Consider the following 19148-nt stretch of genomic DNA (forward strand, 5'->3'; position numbering starts at 1 on the left):
CGATCTCGGTGGCTCGGGCGCGCTGCCACGTTGACATCCCTCGCATCCCGCCGGAGAGTGAGATCCGGACCGGTCGATCGAGAGGAGCCGGCCGGCGGGCAGGGCGATTACCAGTACGTGTGGGTCGCCTCGCTGCTCGTGACGCTGCCCGTGCTGCTGCTGTTCAGCTTCGGTCTGCGTTACTTCATCGAGGGTGTGGCCACCCAGGGCCGCAAGGGCTGACGGGGTACGGGGGTGACGCCCCCGTACCCCGTCGCCAGAGCGCTCAGGCGCGGGTGTGCTGACCCGCCTTCACGACCTGGTCGTACTCGCTGCGTCGGGCGTCGTAGGCGGCCTCCAGGAACGCCTCTGAGTCTGGTCCCACCGGCAGCCGCAGCGGCGGCGACTCCAGCTGGCCGAGCCGCCAGACCACGTCGGCGAAGAGTTCGGGGGAGTTGACCTCCATGCTGGCGTTCATGCCGCGCAACGCGCCGAGCATGCCGTCGCTGACCGGCGTGTAGTCCGGGATCCGGCGCTCCGGCATGGCCAGGTTGGTGCTGTATCCGGTGGCGAAGCCGCCCGGCTGCAGGATGGTCACCTTCACCCCGAGGTGCGCGGCCTCGGTGGCCAGCGACTCGGCCGCCCCCTCCACCGCGAACTTGCTCGCGGTGTACGCGGCGAGCCCCGGGAAGGGGACTGTGCCGGCGACCGAGCTGACGAAGACGGCGTGCCCGCTGCGCTGCTTCCGCCACACCGGCAGCACCGCCCGGGTGAGCCGCCACGGCCCGAACACGTTGGTGTCGAACTGCGCGGCCAGCTCGGCGTCGGAGACCTCCTCGAAGGTGCCGAACTGGCCGTAGGCCGCGTTGTTGACCAGGACGTCGACGCCGCCGAACGCGTCCACCGCCCGCCCGACCGCCGCCGCGCACTGCGCCGGATCCCGTACGTCCAGGGCTGCGGCCACCACGGTGTCCGGGTGTCGTGCCACCAGCCAGTCGAGGGTCTCCGGCCGCCGGGCCGTCGCCACCACCCGCTCTCCCTCGCTGGCGAGCCGGGCCGCGAGGGCCCGACCGAGTCCGCTCGAACACCCCGTGACCAACCACCGCTTCGTCATCGCCGTCGACCCGTTCCATCCGCTGGGGCACCTGTCGATGGGAGGTTGGCAGAGCGGGCCGGGCAGGTGAAGGGGTACGGGCTGTCGCCAATCGGATTCGTCGGCTATCCGGCTTGTTCGATGGCTCTGGCAGGCCGGCGTCCGGGCCGGCGGACCTCCCGAGGCAGGGGCCGAGAGGCAACCCACTGCCACTCGACGACCTTCCCCTGCTGGACGACCCGGTCCTACCGTCCCTTCCCCCACTGCCGGGGCCGCTCGACGTCGACCCCGAGCTGCCCGACCTGGGGCACCTACCTTCTCTCGGCTCCCTGCCGAAGCCGCCACCGATCCCGAGGCTGCCCGGGGCGGTGGTTCCCACGGCGGTGGTGTCGCCCTGACCGTGCGCCCCCGACCGCAGCGCGGACGGGGGCGGCGCCGGTGGTGGCGGGAGGCCACCACCGGCGCCGGGCGCCGTCAGTGCCGGCACTCCGGCATCGAGTCCAGGTTGTTCGGCGAGCTGCCGTCGGCCACCGTCCGCAGGTAGGGCCGGCCGTTCTTCGGGCGCACCACCCGGATCTCGGTACGTTTGGCGCCGGGCTGCTCGATGTAGAACGCGAACCGGCCGGTGGTGATGAAGTCGATGGCCTCGGCCACCGGGATGAGGAAGTGGCTGCCGTCGGCGTTCGTGCCACCGAGCGCGGTCACCGTCCGGTTGCTCGACGAGCCGCCGGTGCTGCGGATGCAGGTGATCCGCACCGGCACGGCGCTGTCGAAGTAGGCGGTGTCCGGCGCGAGCGCCACCTGGAGCCAGCCCTCGCTGGTGACCGCCGGCTCGTCCGGCAGGCGGGCGTCCACCGTGGCGGCGACGACCTCGTCGGTGGCCCAGGCCCCCGGGCCGGGCCGGCGGTGCCAGGTCCACACCCCCCGCACGTCCTGCGGCAACGGCAGCCGGGTCTCGGTGGCCTCGCGCAGCACGGGGCCGTAGCGCAGGGCCGGCGACAGCCGGGACAGTGCCCGGCCCGTCCACTCCCGCAGCAGGCCGACGCCCTTCTGCGGCACCAGCCCGGTGGTGATGTGCACGTCCGACCCGGGTGCCATCAGCAGGGTCACCGGCACCGGCACCCCCGGCGTCACGGTGAACGTCCCCGAGGTCTCCAGGTAGGGCGAGCGCAGCGGATCGAGCCCGGGCGAGGCGGCGGCGCCGGAGCCGTCCGGCAACCCCGGCGCCAGCAGCGCGACCGCCGGGTCGACCAGGTGGCAGCGGTCCATCTCGTCGCCCACGCAGTACGCCAGCAGCCCGTCCTGGCTGCGCGCGAGGTCGCCCAGTCGCACCGGCACGGCGGTGGTGGCGTTCTCCGCCGGCTGGCGGGGGTCCTCCACCTCCACCTTCACGTACGCCCGTACCACCGCCACCGGGCGGCCCAGCAGCAGCGCGAGGTGCTCGTCGCCGGAGCGGCCCGTCAGGTCCACCGTCCACCGGGTCGTGTCCAACGCCCGCAGCAACGCCTCCAGCGCGCTCTGCCCGACGCCGGCCGCGCGTCCGTCGCGCCGGGCGGCGGCGAGCGCGTTGTCGGCCGCCAGCAGCCCGTCGGCGAACCGGCCCAGGTACGTGTTGGGCAGGAACCGGCTCGGCGCCGCGCCCAGCGTGGCCGGGCGCCCCGGGTCCTCCTCCCACGCGGTCACCCGCTCGGGGTCGGGGCGCAGCCGGCCGTACGCGGTCCCGGCCGCGTCGAAGAACTCCAGCGTGCGGTCCGTCGGCGACGGCACGAGGTAGCCGCAGACGGGACTGACCCCGGCGCTGGCGTCGCGCAGCGCCCCGGTGGCGTCGGCGAAGCGCAGCAGCGCCCGGGCCGGCGCGGTGAACCGGGGCCGCAGCGCCGCCAGGTCCGGCTGCCCGGGCACCTTCAGGGTCGCTCCGGTGCGTACCTGTGCCGGAGCCGGCGCGGCCGCGCCCAGCAGCTCCAGGTACCGGCCGAAGCCGTCGACCAGCCGGGCCCGGTCCAGCCGCAGGAAGCCGGCGCGCAGGGCGACGAAGTCCGCGGGCCGCGGCGTGGGCGCCGGGGTCGCCGAGTCCGGGGCGTCCGGGGCGTCGACCACGGCGCCGGTCGGGTCGCCGCGTAGCTCGGCGGCGATGCCGGTCAGCTCGCCGCCGAGCAGGTCGCGCTCGTCGGCCCCGGCGCCCGCGGGGTCCAGCAGCGTCCCGGCGGCGGGGGAGAGCATGACGCGCCCCCGGAGCACCCGCGCCCGGTTCTCCGCCGGCCGCCGCACCGGTCCCGGCAGCACGAAGTCGGTGTCGTCCAGCCGCCAGTCGTGCGCGCCCCGGGGTGAGGGCAGGTAGCTCGCCTCCCACTCCAGCAGCAGGGGGTTCCATGGCCGGCTCGGCGGCGTCACCCCCACCGGGCTGGGCAGCGTCCCCTCGACCGTGGCCCCCGGCGGGGGCAGGGTCGGGTCGTCGTGGTCGGGGTCGAACGCCACCCACCAGGCCGCCCGCGCCGCCGCCACGGGCGCCGGCGCGGTGTCGGTGCCCTGGGCCAGGTCCGGTGCCGAGCCGGGGTCGAGGCAGGCCAGCTCCACCAGCAGCTCGGCGGCGGCGGCCGGCACCCCGTACGCGGCGGGCAGCCCGGCCAGCGGCGCCGCGGGCAGCACGTCGGCGCCCCGGCCCGGGTCACCGGCGGCGACCCCGAAGGCGCGCACCGCCTGCCCCTCGAGCCGGCACAGCAGGGTGCCGATGTCGGAGTAGCGGCCGTCCGCGCCGTGTTTCGGGCTGCGCCCGCCGCCGGAGACCACCAGCGCGGGCTCCAGCGCGTGCCACACCCGCGGCGCCGTCCGCTCCACCTGGACGAACGAGCCGCCCTCGGTCGCGTCGCCGGCCGGCTGCCAGATGTACTCGTTGCCGGCGGCGGCGGGCGCCGAACCGAACCGGGCCTGGTGCAGGTCGGCGTCCAGGCGGGCGTCGGCGTCCGTGCCGTCGGCGTCGGCCAGCGCGCCGAGCAGCAGGCCCTCCACGAGCCGGGCGGCGGCGAACTGGTCCTCCGGCTCGGCGGCCACGGCGGCCAGCGACTCGGCCAGCGTCTCGCCGACGGCCAGGGTGACGTCCCGTGCCGCCGGCCGGTAGTCCACCTCCCGGCCGAGCAACCCGCCGTCGCCCGGCCAGCCGGGCGTGGGCCAGCCGATCGCGACGGCCGCCGCGTGGTAGACGGACCGGTCCGGCACGGGCTGCCCGACCGGGCGCGGCGGGTGGATCTCCCAGCCGAGCTCCTCCATCCGTCGGGTGTGCTCCACCTCGCCGGTGACCCGCAGCGGGTCCTGCGCCGGGCTGGTGTACCAGCCCAGCACCAGGTACGCCACGGGGCCGGTGACGCCGGCGAGGTCGTCGTGCAGCGCGAACCGGTGGGTGACGTTGTCGTAGTAGCCGGCCCAGCCGAGGTCGCCGTGCCCGAGGGCGGTCAGCGGCGACTTCGGCGCGGGGCCGGGCGCGGGCAGGGTCGGCCCGGCCAGCGCGTTGTCGACGCGGACCGGGTCGACCGCGCCCGCGTACGGCAGCAGCCACGCGTGCACCGCGCGGCGCTGCTGCCCGCCGGTGGGCCCGGAGAGCCGGACGACCAGCCACCGGTCCGGCACGGGCCGGAACGACGTGGCGCCGGTGTCGTCGGCCACGCCCCGGGTCAGCCCGTCGGGCAGTCCCCAGTGCAGGTGGGCCCCGGCGGGGCGGGCCTGCGCGCGAGGGGTGAACGGGGCCGGCAGCAGGTCTTCGTGCACCCGGCCGCTGGCCGGCGGGGTGGGCCGGCCCAGGGCCGTGTGGGCCCAGTCGGCCGGCGCGGTGGGTTCCCGGACGACCAGGACGTCGAGGGCCACGGGTACGAGGACGGCGGTCACGGGGAGAACTCCTCAGCGGTGCGGCGGTACGGGGCGGGCGCGGCGGCCGGGCGGCCCGCGCGGGCGGGGCCGGCGGCCGCGGCGTGGGCGGCGCTCACCGCGCCGTGCCGGCGGCGAAGCGCTGCCGCGACGGCGCCTGGAGCAGGGACAGCGCGACTCCCGCGCCGCGGTTCGGCGGAGACCCTGACACGGCGGCGTCGAGGGCCCCGGCCAGCGTCGCGACATCGACCACGCCGGCCACCGGACCGGGCCGCATCGGCACCGGCACCGATGTCACCTCCTGCCCGCCGGCCGACCGGACCGGCACCCGCCAGCCCGTGCCGGAGGGCTCCAGCCCGAACTGGACGCTCTGCGGCGGCTCCTGCAACCAGATCAGGCGCGGCGCGCCGTGGAACAGCGCCAGCAGCACGGCCGGGGACAGCCGCTGCAGCCGCAGCAGCGGCACCACCAGGTCGGGCCGCCGGCCGGCCAGCTCGTCCGGGTCGACGCCCGGCGGCACGTCGGCGGGCAGGTCGCTGGCCCAGGCGCGGATCTGCATCGCCGGCCAGCCCGACACCAGCGCCGAGCGGAGCAGGAACCCGGTCACCGGCACGGCGGCCCCGGCCAGCCTGACGGCGTCCGTACCGGCGGCGAGGGCGACGGACTCGGCGCGCTCCTCGGCCACCACCTCGGCGGCGACCGGGATGCTGATCCGGCCCCGCTGCACCTCCCGGACCAGCGGCAGGTGCTCGGCCGCGGCGCCGTCGGCACGCGGCAGCAGGGCCGCCGTCGCGGCGCGCTCCCGGCTGCCGTCACCGCCGCCCACCGCGAGCGCCCCCGCGCGCAGCCGGTCGAGCCACCCCCGGTCCAGCCGGAAGAAGCGGATCGACTCGGGGGGCAGCAGCCGCGCGTCCGGGACCAGGTACCGGAACGGCACGTCGTGCAGCAGGTCCCAGCGGGCCAGCACGTGCGCCACGTAGTCCGGCAGCGGCGGCTCGCCCGCCCCGGCCTTCGCGGCGGCAGGCGTTGCCGACCCGGCCCGGCCGGCGGGCGCTACCAGCCCGTCACCGCCGGCCGCGGGCGGGTCGCCGAGCACGGCGGCGAGCCGTTGGGCCAGCAGCCGGCCCCCGGCCGACATCGTCTGCGTCATGACCGTTCCCCCTCCTCGGAGCTGATGGTGCGGGCGGCCTCCGCCGCCTGCGGCGGGGCCTGCCACAGGTCGGCCTGGCCGGTGCGGGCGAACAGCCGGTCGGCCAGCGCCTGGGCCAGCAGCGGCTGCGGCTGCCGCCCGTCGGTCTCCGGCACGTCGGCCGGCGCGTACCCGAGGGTCTCCGCGGTCTCGCCCGCCAGGGCCGCCCGCCGTGCCTGCGCCCGCGCGCCGCCGGCCAGGTAGTCGCGGACCACCGTGGCCCGGCGGGCCGCCGTGTCCGCCGACCGGGCCGTGGCCTCGGCGGCGCGGTGCCAGCCGACCACCTCGCGGATGAACCGCCCGTCCGCCGCGGCGAGCAACCGGCCCAGCTCGTACGCGGCCGCGTCGGTGACGTCGTCGGTGGCGCCGGTGCCGGGGCCCAGCAGCGGGGGGCGGTAGCCGACGGCGGTGGGGCCGCCGTCGCGGGCGGTGCCGGCCAGCGGCACCACCCCGTCGGGGCGTAGCACCGGGGCGGCGCCGGCTGCCGGCTCCCCGAAGGCCGCCACGTCGAGGTCGGCGGCCAGCCGTTCGAAGGTGCCGCCGGTCGAGCTGGTGACGAACTTCCACGACGCGAGCACCACCAGCGTCGGCGGCGTCCCCGTGGTCGTCGACCAGGCGTCCTCGCGCGCCTCCAGGGAGACCAGGCACGCCGTCCAGGAGGTGGGCCCGCTCCCGGCCAGGGGCAGCCGGTTGGCGGTGACGACGGAGAACCAGCCGTCGTCGTCGGCGCCGGCCAGGGCGGTGTCGGCGAGGTTGACCCGGCGTACGTGGGTCAGCAGGGCGACGTCGGCGCGGCCGGGCAGCAGCGCCCGGAACGTGGCCAGATCCTTGATCTGCAGGCCGCGCACCGGCCGGTTCGGGTCCACCGGCTGGTTGGCGGCCAGCGCCGCGACCACGCCGCTGCCGACGAGCCCCTGCAGCGTACCGTCGACGATCTTGCCCTCGTCGGCGCGGACGACCAGCAGCGCCAGCCACGGTGTGCCGTCGGCCAGCCGGCGTTCCCAGGGCAGGGTGCGCCGCCCGAGCACGACGTGCGGCAGGCGGTCGCCGAACGTCCCGACGGCGTCCGCCGGGGGTGCTGCGCGGCGACCTCGGCGGCGTCCAGGGCGAACCGGGGCGCGTCGAGCTGCACGTGGGTGGCGTGGGTGGGCGGCGACGCGAGCTGGCCGCCAGCCGTGGTCCGCACGTCGAGGGTGGAGCTGACCCGGTAGAGGCCCGCCCGCAGGGTCGGCTCCACCCGGTCGTACAGGCGCACGGAGCCGGGCGCCACAGGTGTCTCGGTCATCTCATCTCTTCCGTCGTTGCCGGGCCGGCCTGCGCCGGGCCGGGCTCGAAACCCACGAGGGTCGCCGGGGCGGGGGCCGCGGCGGCACGCAGGCCGGCCGCGCGCATCGGGCGGTCCGTGGCGATGACGTCGGCGAAAACGCCGGCCAGGCGCGCCCGGGCGGGACCGTCGTCGGGGTCGATGGAGTCGTCGCCGTCGCCGACCACCCCGCCGAGCCGCCACCGGTCGCCGGTGCGGACCAGCACACTGATCGTGCGGGCGGACTCCTCGGCCTCGACGCTGAGCACGATCCGCTGCCGCGGTCCGGCCTCGGGCGTGGCGTGCCGGCTGCTGACCCGTACGCCGTCGACGTCGACCACCACGTCGTCGAGGTCGGCGCCCGCGGCGACCGCCTCCACCGTGACGACGATCCGGCGGACCGTGGCGGGCAGGTCGGTGACCAGCCCGTCGACCTCACCGGCCAGCAGGGCGGCGGGCACCGGCACGTGCTCGCCGGCGCGGCGGTAGCGGGCCGGCGGCCGCCACGGGTGCGGCAGCCGGACGGTGGCGCCGGGCGCGACCAGCACGCCCTCGGTCACCGGCACCAACGGGGTGTCCGCGACCCAGCCGGCCGTGCCGTCGGCCGGGGCCGCGGTGACCACGGCCGTGGCCGCGCCGTCCGGCAGCGGCGCGCCGGAGCGGGCCGGCCCGTCGACGAGCGGCGCGCCGGTGCTGGTGAACGCCGCCAGCCGCAGCGCCCCCGACGGCGACGGTCCGGCCGGCCCCGCGTCCGCCAGCCGCAACCGGAAGCCGGCGGCGTCGGCGACGTCCCAGACCTGGACGTGCCCGGCGGGCAGCGTGGCCGTGCCGGCCCGGGCGGCGAGTGGCGCCGGGTCGGCGCGGCGGCCGCGTCGGCGGTCGGGCGAGACGGTGGCGCGCAGGCGCGGCGGGACCGGGGTGAGTGGCCGGGGCTCGGCGTGCGTCGCGGCGCGGCGCGCCGTGACCCGGGCGGCGATCCGGGCGGCGGTGCGGCTCGTGGCCGCGCCGGGCGCGGCGGCCCGGGCGAGGGCCGCCTCGGCGGGCAGCGGCAGCGGACGCGGCAGCTCCTCCTCGATCAGCGTCGACAGCGGCACGTCCCGGACCGCCCCGGCGGACTCGCTGACGGTGACCGGGGCGGCGAGGGTGACCGACGACAGGGCGCGGACCACGGGGTCCGGCCGGCCCCGGCCCGCCGCCGCGCCGTCCCAGACCGCGGCGGGGAAGCCGGTCGACGCCGTGGCGGGGCGCAGGCCGGCCAGCTCGGCGGGAGTCAGGGCCGCCCAGCCGGTGCCGCTGGCCCGCTCCACGGTGACCGCCATGACCGCCCGGACCCGCCCGACCGCGTGCCCGGCGGGCACCACGTCGACCTCCCGGCCGCCGGCGCCGCCCTGACCGGAGCCGGTCAGCGACCAGCCGGCCAGCGGCATCGCCGAGTCGACGCGTACGGCGAACTCGGGCGCGGTCGACCACGGGCGCTGGGGGTCCCGTCGGGCCGCGACCCGGGCGCGGGCGGCAGGGTGCCGGCGGTGACGGTCGTGGCGGTGGCGGGCCGGGCGGCGTCGCCGTTGCCGAGGTACTTGGTGACGACCTGCGACCACGTCAGGTACGGCTGCGCCTGCGCCTTGCCGAACCGCACGGTCACCGAGGCGATGGCCAGGTCGACGGTGACGGTGCCGCGCAGCGGCGGCCCCTCCAGGTGCACCCGGGCGCCGAGCGAGACGCTGACGTTGATCCGGGCGCAGGCGAAGAAGCAGACCTTGATGGTGAACCGGGCGCCGACGGAGACCGACACGTCGGCCAGGTACGTCAGCGGGTCCCAGGTCACCATCACGTCGAGGGCGGCGGCGAACCACACCCGCACCGGCGACCTGTCGTACGACGCCTCGAGTCGGCCGCCGACCATCACCGTCGACGGGGTGAGGGTGAAGTACGACTGGCCCTTGACCACCACGCCGCTGCCGACGGACCAGTTGAACCCGACCCGGGGCACCTCCGGGTAGTGGGCCGGGCGGGCGAAGGCCGGGTGGTAGCCGCCGATGGACAGCAGCACATCGGAGCGGTCCATCCACACCACGAGGGCGAACCCGCCGGTGAGCCGGCAGTCCCGGCTCAGCAGCCAGGAGTTGCGGGTCAGCGCGGCGCGCACCGACAGCACCCGGTCCAGGGTGCTGTACCGGGCCGCCAGCGCAAGCTCGACGTTCACGATCGCCGACTCGGCCGAGGGCAGCGCCATGCGCATCAGGCCCAGCACGCCCACCTCGACGGCGCGGTCCACCGCCAGGTACGCCACGGCGGTCGTGTTGAGCAGCCCGAAGGTGGAGAACTTCACGCCGGCGGCGAGCCAGAAGCCGCCCCGGGCCGGCGGGATGTCCGCCGACATGCGCGCCAGCGCCGCCGTCGGTCCGCCGTCGCCGGCGAAGCCACCGTCGGCGATCGCCTTGACCAGTGGGAACGCCGGCACCGACTGCGGGTCGCTGGGCACCAGCAGCCGCCGGTTGTAGCCGGCGCCGCCGCCGAGGCCGAGGACGAACAGGTACGGCGGCCCGCCCAGCGGCGTGGCGACGGAGAGGAACACGAACAGCGAGGTGTACTCGCCGAGGCTGTCCTTCGGCCGGGCGTACGAGCCGACGGCGGTCAGTCCCCGGCCGGCCAGGTCCACCGAGAGCATGCCGTCGTACTGGATCGTCCCGCCCGCGCCGACGACCTTGCGCAGGCCGCCGGCGATGGACACCTCCGGGGAGCTGAACGCGACCGACAGCCCGGCCAGGTCGAGCTGCCAGGTGCGCAGGTCGGTCGGGGTGCGCAGCGGCACCAGCAGCGACAGGTCGTCGACGTTCAGGGTGAGCCCGGAGATGGCCACCCCGCCGTCGACGGCCAGGCCGATCTTGCCCGGTCCCGTGGCGGCCTGCTGGTACAGCAGGGCGATCTCGGCGATGTGCAGCGGCCCGAAGCTGCGCTGGATGGCGAAGCGGGCCTCCGCGCGGCCGCCGAAGAGCACCTGCCAGCGGCTGCCGGCGCGGGCGACGGTCAGGTCCAGCGGCGGGTTGACCGGGGTCGGGTCCCCGCTGCCGCCGCCGCTCTGCAGCAGCGACGCGGCGACGGGGTTGCCGCCGGCTCCGGAGGCCATCGGGAAGCCGATCCCCTCCAGCACCAGCGCCCCGTCGAGCACCGCCGGGCGGCGTAGCGCGGCCGCGCCGGCCAGCGGGATGTCGGCGCGTACGTGCCCGGCGGCGGCGCCGAGCCGGAACCCGCCCGTGTCGACCAGGGCCTTCCCGGAGGCGGCGGAGGCCACCCGCAGGCCCAGGCCGCCCAGCCGCAGCACCGGCGCGAGCGCCGGAGCGGCCGGGTTGCTCAGGTCCAGCAGCAGCAGCCCGGTGCCCCGCCCGGTCTCGCCCCAACCGGGGTCGAGCCCGTCGGGCAGGGCGAAGCGCAGCACCACCGCCACGTCGCCGACGGTCACCGGCAGGTCGCCGCGGACGGCGAGCCCGTAGCGGCCCCCGTCGGCGACCACCCGCAGGGCCAGGTCGCCCGGCAGCGGCACGTCGACGCCGGCGACGGCGTCGAGCAGCCCGCGCAGTAGCGCCAGCGGGGCGGGCAGGGCGGCGGCCATGCGCAGCCCGTCCGGGTGCTCCTGCGCGACGCCGACGGCGGTGAGCAGCTGCGTCGTGGTGCGTCCGCCGGGCCACAGCGGCCGGTCGAGCCAGGGCCGGCTGGCCCGCAGGGCGAGGGTGCCGGCAAGCGGCACCGCCGTCTGCTCGACGATGCGGCGCAGCTCGGCCTCGCCGGGCAGGACGACGGCCGGCGCCAGCCGCACCGTCACCTCCCCGGTGCCGGCGGCGTCGCCGCCGAGGAGCCCGAGCTGCACGCCGACCCCGGCGGGGCCGGCGGCGACGGTGAGCCGTCCGCGCAGCAGGATGCCGAGCCCGGTGTCGACGGCCGCGCCGGCGGTCAGGGTGGCGGTGACGGCGGGGTGGGCGTAGCCGACGACGACGTCGCCGGTCAGCGCCCCGGCGGTGAGGCCGGCGGCGCGCAGCTCCACCGTCGGCCGGTCGGCCCCGAGGTCCACCCGCAGCGCCAGGTCGGCGCCGAGCGGCCCGGCGGCGCGGACCACCACCAGCCCGGGCCGGGTCGGGTCCTGGGCGGGCACCCGGTCCGGGCCGAGGATCCGGCGCAGCAGCGTGACCAGCGCCGGACCGGCGTGCTTGCCCACGTCGGCGAGGTCGCCGGAGGCGAGGTCCGCGGCGAGGTCGGCCAGCGCGCCGGCCCTCGCGGCGAAGCCGTGCGGCGCGGCGCCCGGCTCGTACACCCCGAGGGCCGCGAGGGCCGCCAGCGCGTCGTCGAGGACGGCCGGCCGGGGGGTACGCGCGCCGAGGCCGGTCACGAGCTGGTCGAGCACCTCCGGCAGCAGCCGCTGCGCGGCGGCGCTGACCAGCTCGTCCATCCCGGACACGGCGGGCAGCAGCGTGACCGTGGCGCCCAGCGCGGCCGGGGCCACCGACAGGGCCAGGCCGGACGGGTCGGCGCCCAGGCGCACGTCCACGGCGTCCCAGTCGCCGGGCAGCGGCACGTGCAGCGTGAGGTCCCCGGCGGGGCGCACCTGCCGGGTCCCGTCCACGTCCAGCCGCAGCCCGACGTCGAGGGTGGCCGGACGCCCTTCGGCGTGCCACAGCGCGACCGGGGCGGCGGTGGCGACGCGTACCCGCAGCCGCCGGTCGGCGCCGCTGCCGGCGTCCTCCAGGTCGACGGTGAGGCCGCCGGGCAGGCGCAGGGTGTGCGCCGGGTCGTCGGCCAGCCCGAGCGGACCGGCGGCCAGGCGCAGGACGTCGGCCAGCGGCTGGGCCCGGGGCGGCTGGCCCGGTGCGGGGGCGAACGTGTCGGACAGCCAGCCGCCGGGGTCGGTCAGCAGCCGGCTGAGGCTGCGGACCTGCACGCCGGGGCCGGCGAGCTGTTCCAGCAGCACCCCGAGGGCGGAGTCGACGAGCAGCCGGGGCACCAGCGGGGCGAGCCGCGCCGCCAGGCCCGCCGGGGCCGGCAGCAGCGGCACCGGGCCGTCCAGCCAGGACGTGTCCAGCGTCAGCCGGCCGGCCTCGGCGGCCACGCGCAGCCCGCCGACGCGCAGCGCGGCCCACCCGGTCGGCCGCGGGTCGCCCAGGGGCACGGTCGTCGCGCCGGTGAGCCGGGCGGTGTGGGCCAGCCGCAGCCCGTCGCCGACGGTGCGGGCGGTCAGCCGCCAGGGCCGCGACTCCAGCACCAGCTCGACGGGCAGGTTCGGCAGCCGGCGCCGCCACGGCCCGCTCCCGTCGGTCGCGCCGGGGTCGCGGACCAGCCCGGCCAGGCCGGCGGCGCGGTCGACGAGCCCGGGCAGCCGGGCGGCGAGGAACGCCGCGGGGTCGCCGGTCAGCCCGGCGACGGCGTCGGCGAGCACGGCGGCGGGCTGACCGGCAGCGGCGCGCCGGACGACGCCGAGGGCGGCCAGCTCGTCGAGCAGCCGCGCGAGTCGCCCGCCGGCCCTGGCGACCCGGTCCAGCTCCCGGACGAGGGCGTCGAGCAGCGGCGGGGTGCGCGGGTCGGCCAGGTCGACCACGGCGGCGGCCTCGCCGCGGACGGCGACGTCGTGCAGCAGCACCGCCACGGTCGTGCCCGTCCCGGTGACGGTGGCCCGCACCGACAGGGCCCGCACCCGGGCGTCCAGGGGCCGGCCGTCGCCGGGGCCGCCGAGCAGCCAGCCGTCCGGGCGGCTCAGCCGCAGCCGCACCTGCAGCGCGGGGGGCGCACCGGCGCCGGGGTCGGCGGTCAGGGCCACCCGGCCGAGGTCGAGGCGCACGTCGGCGTCCACCTGCGGGTCGCCGGCTGGGCGGGGCCGAGGTCCAGGGCGACGCGCACCGCGCCCGCGGCGGCGGTGGGCAGGTCCAGCGGGTCCGCGGCGGCGTACGTGCGCCAGGTCAGCGCGTTGGCCAGCAGCTCGCGCAGGCCGCCGCGCAGCCGCCCGTGCACGGCCAGCGTCGGCACGGCGGGCGGAGCGACCGGCGGCGTCCACCGGGCGAACGCGGCCGACGGCAGGGGCAGGGCGGTGGGCGCCTGCCCGTCCGTGGCCGCGTACCCGTCGAGCAGCCGCCCGAGCAGGTCCAGGGCGGCGTCGGTGGCCGTGTCCTCCGGCATGCCCTCGGGGGAGAGCAGCCGGGCCAGCCGCACCCCCTCGGCGACGGCGGGGGCGTCGACGGGCAGGACGGTGTTGTCCGCGGGGGTGCCGATGGTGGCCAGCCCGAGGACCTGGTCGGGTACGGCGGCGGCGAGCTGCCGGGCGACCTGCCCGAGGTAGGAGTGCCCGACGAGCACGGTGCGCGTGCCGGGGCGTACGGTCCGCACGGCGTCGTGCACGCGGCGCAGCGCGGCCAGCGCGGTCGCGGCGGGCAGGGTCCCGTCGTCGGCGAGGTCCACCACGTACCAGCGGGCGGCGGGCAGCGCGCCGAGGTCCACCCGGTCCGGCGCGGTGCCGGGCACCCGCAGGTCGACCCGGTGCACGTCGCCGGCCGGCACGTCGGCCAGCAACGGCTCCCACGGCCGCGGCCCGGCCAGCGGCGGGGCCATCAGCAGCACGGCCCAGCCGTCGCCGGCCGGGGCGGTGTACCCGGCGACGGCCTCGCGCAGCTGCGCGACGGTCGCCGGTGCGGCCGGCAGCTCGTGGTGGGCCGCGTCGACAAGGTCGCCGACGCGGATCCCGGCCGCCGCCGCGGAGGCGTCGGCGGGCACCAGCCCGTCGCCGTCGGCGAGCAGGTCGGCCAGGGAGTCCACGGCGAACGCGGCCGCCGCGGGGTCGAGCAGCGGCAGCACCTCGGCCAGGTCGGGCCGGTACGCCGCGGCGAGCCGGCCGGCCGCGAGCACGGCGGCCCCGGTGAGCGGCTCCCGCACCGGCTCGTCGCCGTCGGCGTCGGCCCGGGCTGGTTCCTCGTCGCCCTCCGGGCCCTCGGCGGTGCCGGTGAGGTAGCGGTCGAGCAGCGGTTCCACCGCCCACGCGCCGGGCGGACCGGCCGGCTCCAGCCAGGTCAGCAGCTCCACGGCGTCGTCGCCGGCGCGGTGGATCGGCACCCGCCACGGCACCTCGGGCGTGCCGGAGCCGTCGACCGGCAGGTCCGGGCCCGGCAGCGGCTGGCCGGGCAGCGCCGGCAGCCGGTCGGTGAGCAGGGCCTGCACCAGTTCCAGCAGGTGGCGCAGCGGCGGCCCGGCCGGGGTGGTGCCGGCGGCGGCGTCCCGGGCGAGCGCCGCCAGCCAGGCGCGGACCGCCTCGGCGGGGTCGGCCAGCAGGCTGGCCAGGTCGTCCGGGTCGGGCGGCAGGAGCGCCGGCACGCGGTCGCCGCCGGTGCTGTCGGGGCCGGCGACGCCGACGAGCGCCAGCAGGTCGCGGGCGGCCGGGCCGCCCCAGGAGTACGCGACGCGGGACAGCAGCGCGCGCAGCGCCGCCCACAGCGGGCCGGCGGCCAGGCCGAGGCCCAGGTCGGGTCGGGTCGCGTCGACCGGTCCGGCGGTGGGCAGCCGCAGGTCCCCCAGCGGGTACGGGGTGCCGTCGACGAGGACGGTCAGGCCCCGGATCGCCGCGGTGGCGGTCACCGGGGCGCCCAGCGCCCAGTCGGCGGCGACACGCACCCCGTCGGTGCGGACGGCCACCCCGGCCGCGGCCGGCGTGACGGCGGCGAAGTCGGCGGTGACGGTCGCCGAGGGGAGCCACGTAGCGGTCCCGCCGTCGGGGGCGAGCGGGACGGCGACCAGGGTCAGCCGCGCGTCGGCCCGCCACGGCACGGCGGGGTCGAGCGGGGCCCGGCGGCCAGGCCGAGGCCGAGGGTGAACACCGGCGCGGCGGGCGTACCGGAGTCCCAGAGGGACAGCCGCACGGCCAGGGACGTACCGGCGAAGGCCGGCAGGTCGACCGCCCAGGGGTCGGCGGCGGTGCCGGCGCCGGCCACCGCCGGGGCGTCGACGCCGGCCAGCCGGGCCAGGTCGGCCAGCACGGGCGCCCAGCCGGCACCGCCGGCCCGCAGCGCCCGGTAGTGGGCGGCGATCGCGGCGCCCGGCGCGGTGGCCAGCAGCGCGAGGTCGACGCCGGGCGTCGTGCCGAGGCCGACGAGGCGGCGCAGCGCGGCGACCGGCCCGGCGGCCGGCCCGAGGCCGGCGTCGATGGCCTCGTCGAGCAGCGACTGGGCGGCGGCGGTCAGCGAGCGGGCGTCGGTGAGGTCGACCAGCGGCAGCTCGGTCGGCGTGCCGTCGAGGTCGACCCGGACGTCGCGCAGCTCCAGCAGCGGGCGGACGGCGCGGTCGGCGGCGGTGTAGCGGACGCCGGCGCGCAGCCCGCCGACGCGGAGTGCGCCGGTGGGCTCGCCGTCCGCCGGGTAGAGCCTGCCGCCGCCGGCGGGGGCGGTGACGACGAGGTCGAGCCGCTCGAAGAGGGTGACCGGGGCCGGGTCGCCGAGCGGCATCACGAGCAGGACGGCGTCACCGTCGACCCGGGCGTCCACGCCGGCGCCGGTGAAGCTGATCCGGGCGCCCCACACCAGCGCGGTGGCCCCGGTGGCCGGGTCCGTGCGCACGCCCACGGTCAGCGCCACGGCGGGGTCGTCGACCAGGGCGAAGACGATCGGGTCGGCCTCGGTGGGCAGCGTGGTGCGGCCGGAGGCGGGCCGGCCCAGCAGCTGACCGACCGAGTCGAGCCAGGTCACCAGGCCCGGGACGCTGGCGTCGGTGCGGGAGGTGGCCAGCCCGGCGAGCCAGTCGCGGAACGCGGCCGGCCCCTCGGCGAGGCGGTCCATGGGCAGCGGCGCGAGCCCGGGCGTCAGCCCGAGCAGGCCGGGCAGGTGCTCGGCGACCAGCCGTACGGGCTCGGGCACCGTGCCGGCGAGCTCGGCGAGGACCAGCCGCAACAGGGTGGTGACCAGGGTGGCGGCGCCCGCGCTGCCGGCGCCGGGTCCAGCACCAGTGGCGCGGACATGCCGGGCAGGCCGCTGACGGTGACCACCAGCCGGGTCTGCGCCTCGTGCGGCGGGGCGACCAGCAGCACGCTGGCCTCGGCGGTCGCGCCGGTGTCGCCGAGCGGGGTGCGTACCCGCAGCCGCATCGGGTGCTCCGGGGTGGCGGCGACCGCCCGCGCGCTGCCGCCGTCGGCGACGAGCAGGTCGAGCTGGACGGTGACGCCGGGCCCGCCGGCCAGCGGCCCGCCCTCGGCGGCGAGGCCGAGGGTCAGCCGGCCGCCGGCCTCCTCGCGGACGACGAGGAACAGTTGTCCCCTGCCGTCCTGGGCGAGCAGCGGCACGTGCCGGGTGCGCACCCCGAGCGGGTCCCGGCCGAGGGCGGGGAAGCGGGGATCGTCCTGCGGCAGCAGCGCGGCGACGGCGCGCACCAGGGCGGCGCGCTGGGTGTCGTCGCTGACGAGCTTGCCGACGCGTCCCCACGGGTCGGTGAAGAACGCCTCGTCCAGCCGCAGCTGCCCGCCCGTGCCGGGGACGAGCAGGCCGAGGGCGATGCCGAGGTCGGTGAGGTCGGCGTCGAGGCCGTCGACGGTGATCATTCGCCCACCCATCCGTGGAAGCTGCCCGGCGCGCCGTCGAGGCCGATCAGCTCGGTGTCGTTCTTGAACTTGTCCTGCAGGAGCAGGAGGTAGTGGTCGCGGATCGGCTTGTCGTAGATCACGCGTTCGATGAGGTAGTTGAGCTGGAACAGCCGCAGCCAGGCCGGCCGCAGCGGGGTCGCCGGCCCGGGGTCGAACGGGCGCAGCTCGTTCTGCGTGGCCGCGTCGAGCCGGGCGATCGCCCGTTCGGTGCGGGTTATCGCGGCGTCGATGGCCAGCGGCACCTTCGCTGGCTTGTTGATGTGCTGGTCGAGGGCCACGGCCGCCAGGAACTCGGAGCTCACGAAGTCGCGGATGCGGAACTGCCGTCCACGCACCTTCAGCGTCGACTCGCCGAGGGGCTGCCGGGCCAGCCGCTCGAAGCGCCAGATGCCGGTCCAGATCTGCGTGACCCTGTATTCGGTGGAGCACACCGAGGCCAGCCGCACGCGGGCACACCAGTGCGGCGCGATGTGGTACTTGTTGCCGACCTTGGTGGCGCCGAAGAACGCCTGCCGGGGCTTGACCGCGGTCTGCGCGCCGGTCGGAGCGGGCAGCCGCCGGCGGGGCTGGCCCGGCGGCACCTCGAACAGGGTCGCGTACTGGGGGGCGAAGTCCTTGCCCGCCTTGGGCGTGCCGTCGGCGTGGAACGCCTCCGGGTTCGCGGCGCGCACCTTGACCGGGTCGGGTGTCTCGGCGGCGGCCTCCGCGCCGCCGACCTTCCACCACAGCTCCACCTGGAGGCCCCACATGCCGAAGTACAGGTCGTACAGGTCCGGGGCGGCGTTCCTGTACCGGGCCAGCAGCACGGACAGTTCCTCGTTGACGTGCGCCGACCACTGCTGGATGCCGGTCGACAGCAGCCCCACGTCGGCGCTGCGCGAGGCGTCGAGCATGCCCTCCTTCGGGGCGATCAGCCGCACGACGCGCAGCCGGGCCCGCTCGTGGTCGCTGGTCAGCCCGATCGCGGCCTCGTTGTCGACGATGAAGGCCGCCGGGTCGAGGCGGCCGCCGTTGGCCGGGCCGTGCCAGGTCTTGGTCTCCTCGCTGGTCTGTACGCCCAGGCTCAGGTCGCGCCCGTGGATCATGTAGCGGATCCCGCCGGTCTTCTCCTGCGCGGCGGCGTCGGTGGGGTTGACCGCGGCGGGGGGAGCCGTGGCGGCGACGGGCGGCAGGGGCAGGTCGACCGGCACGACGCGGGGGCCCACCAGCTCCGGCGGCTGCCACGCCCCGGCCTCCGTGCGGGTGAGGCCGAGGGCGGTGCCCAGGGCTGCCACGGCGGCGGTCGCCGGCTCCCCGCCGGCGCGGCTGGCCAGGGTGAACAGGCGGCGCAGCAGGGCGTGTCCCGAGGTGACCCCGGCCAGCATGTCCAGCTCCCACGCGGCCAGGCGCGCGGTGACCTTCACCGCGAGAGTGGCCGCGTCGGCCGGGCTGGCGGTCTCGACCTGGCGCAGGACCTCGACGATCCGGAAGACCACCTCGAACGGGTTGCCCACGACCCTCTTCTCGAGCAGCGCCGCCATGTCGTCGAGGCTCAGCCCGCCGCGCCAGGCCGCGACGGCCTGACGCAGCAGGTTCGGGTCGGGCAGGCGCAGCGGCTCGGCGGGCAGCTCCAGGGTGGTGCCGGGGATCTCCGGGTGGGCCAGGCCCAGCAGGCGGATGCTCTCCCAGTCGGTGACCCACGAGTCGCCGGCCATGGCAAGCTCCACCGGCAACGGAAACCATAGCCCGGCCCGCCACGGCTCGGTGCCGTGCCAGGTGAGGTATGCCTCGTTCCACGCCCACAGCCCGCGGGCGATCTGGAGCCGATCCTCGACGCTGGGGGCGGGCAGGCCGGCGGGCCAGAGCCGCTGCGTGATCCAGTAGGCCAGTCCGTGCGCGGTGGCGCCGGGGCCGAGGAAGACCGACAGGGTGGGGCGTTGGCCGCCGGTGCGCCGCCCGCCGACGCCGTTGACCAGTGCCCCGTTGACGATCGGCCGCATCAGCGGCCCGGGCAGCGGTGCCGGATCGCGCGGCAGGACGTTGTAGGTCGACGGGGGCACGGCGCCGGGCTGGGCGGCGGCCAGGGTGGCGGTGGCGAGCGTCTGGGCCAGGCTTGTCACGCGGCTCTCTCCAGGTGGGGCGGCCGCCGGCCGGC

General features: G+C 78.1%; 11 protein-coding genes. 1 reads left to right on the top strand and 10 read right to left on the bottom strand.

Annotated features, from left to right (window positions below; translation table 11 throughout):
- Positions 1 to 57: 57 nt before the first annotated feature.
- A complete protein-coding gene (locus tag JD77_RS32480; RefSeq protein WP_211372653.1) occupies positions 58 to 222 on the top strand; it encodes a hypothetical protein in 165 nt (54 codons plus the stop codon).
- A gap of 43 nt (positions 223 to 265) precedes the next feature.
- Here JD77_RS32480 and JD77_RS24445 read toward each other — a convergent pair whose 3' ends face one another.
- The 10 genes from JD77_RS24445 to JD77_RS24490 all read right to left on the bottom strand — a co-directional run bounded on the left by JD77_RS24445 (position 266) and on the right by JD77_RS24490 (position 19113).
- Complete coding sequence (locus tag JD77_RS24445) at positions 266 to 1093, bottom strand: SDR family oxidoreductase (protein WP_145776343.1); 828 nt, start codon at positions 1091 to 1093, stop codon at positions 266 to 268.
- Between the two features lie 453 nt (positions 1094 to 1546).
- Entirely contained in the window at positions 1547 to 4948 is a 3402-nt protein-coding gene (locus JD77_RS24450) for a DUF3892 domain-containing protein (protein ID WP_145776344.1), read from the bottom strand.
- A gap of 94 nt (positions 4949 to 5042) precedes the next feature.
- Entirely contained in the window at positions 5043 to 6077 is a 1035-nt protein-coding gene (locus JD77_RS24455; RefSeq protein WP_145776345.1) for a hypothetical protein, read from the bottom strand.
- Positions 6074 to 7144 carry a hypothetical protein gene (locus tag JD77_RS24460; RefSeq protein WP_145776346.1) on the bottom strand — a complete coding sequence of 357 codons (1071 nt, stop codon included), beginning with the start codon at positions 7142 to 7144 and terminating at the stop codon, positions 6074 to 6076. Before JD77_RS24460 ends, JD77_RS24455 begins: the two co-directional genes overlap by 4 nt.
- Positions 7145 to 7397: 253 nt before the next feature.
- Complete coding sequence (locus JD77_RS24465) at positions 7398 to 8846, bottom strand: hypothetical protein (protein ID WP_145776347.1); 1449 nt, start codon at positions 8844 to 8846, stop codon at positions 7398 to 7400.
- On the bottom strand, positions 8822 to 13255 hold the full coding sequence (locus JD77_RS24470) for a DUF6603 domain-containing protein (RefSeq protein ID WP_145776348.1): 4434 nt from the start codon (positions 13253 to 13255) through the stop codon (positions 8822 to 8824). The genes JD77_RS24465 and JD77_RS24470 overlap by 25 nt, the downstream gene beginning before the upstream one ends.
- A complete protein-coding gene (locus tag JD77_RS24475; RefSeq protein ID WP_145776349.1) occupies positions 13213 to 15213 on the bottom strand; it encodes an alpha/beta hydrolase family protein in 2001 nt (666 codons plus the stop codon). The genes JD77_RS24470 and JD77_RS24475 overlap by 43 nt, the downstream gene beginning before the upstream one ends.
- Positions 15186 to 16328: a hypothetical protein gene (locus JD77_RS24480; RefSeq protein ID WP_145776350.1), complete on the bottom strand. Its 1143-nt coding sequence runs from the start codon at positions 16326 to 16328 to the stop codon at positions 15186 to 15188. Before JD77_RS24480 ends, JD77_RS24475 begins: the two co-directional genes overlap by 28 nt.
- Positions 16241 to 16984 carry a hypothetical protein gene (locus JD77_RS24485; RefSeq protein ID WP_145776351.1) on the bottom strand — a complete coding sequence of 248 codons (744 nt, stop codon included), beginning with the start codon at positions 16982 to 16984 and terminating at the stop codon, positions 16241 to 16243. The genes JD77_RS24480 and JD77_RS24485 overlap by 88 nt, the downstream gene beginning before the upstream one ends.
- Complete coding sequence (locus JD77_RS24490; protein ID WP_145776352.1) at positions 16969 to 19113, bottom strand: hypothetical protein; 2145 nt, start codon at positions 19111 to 19113, stop codon at positions 16969 to 16971. Before JD77_RS24490 ends, JD77_RS24485 begins: the two co-directional genes overlap by 16 nt.
- Between the last annotated feature and the right edge of the window lie 35 nt (positions 19114 to 19148).

Origin of the sequence: Micromonospora olivasterospora, from assembly GCF_007830265.1 — a bacterium.
GTDB classification, from domain to species: Bacteria; Actinomycetota; Actinomycetes; order Mycobacteriales; family Micromonosporaceae; genus Micromonospora; species Micromonospora olivasterospora.

Excerpts from the sequence above, each read along its gene's own strand:
- JD77_RS24455 (WP_145776345.1), bottom strand. The coding sequence starts at position 6,077 with ATGACGCAGACGATGTCGGCCGGGGGCCGGCTGCTGGCCCAACGGCTC.
- JD77_RS24465 (WP_145776347.1), bottom strand. The coding sequence starts at position 8,846 with ATGCCGCTGGCCGGCTGGTCGCTGACCGGCTCCGGTCAGGGCGGCGCC.
- JD77_RS24485 (WP_145776351.1), bottom strand. The coding sequence starts at position 16,984 with ATGGGTGGGCGAATGATCACCGTCGACGGCCTCGACGCCGACCTCACC.
- JD77_RS24445 (WP_145776343.1), bottom strand. The coding sequence starts at position 1,093 with ATGACGAAGCGGTGGTTGGTCACGGGGTGTTCGAGCGGACTCGGTCGG.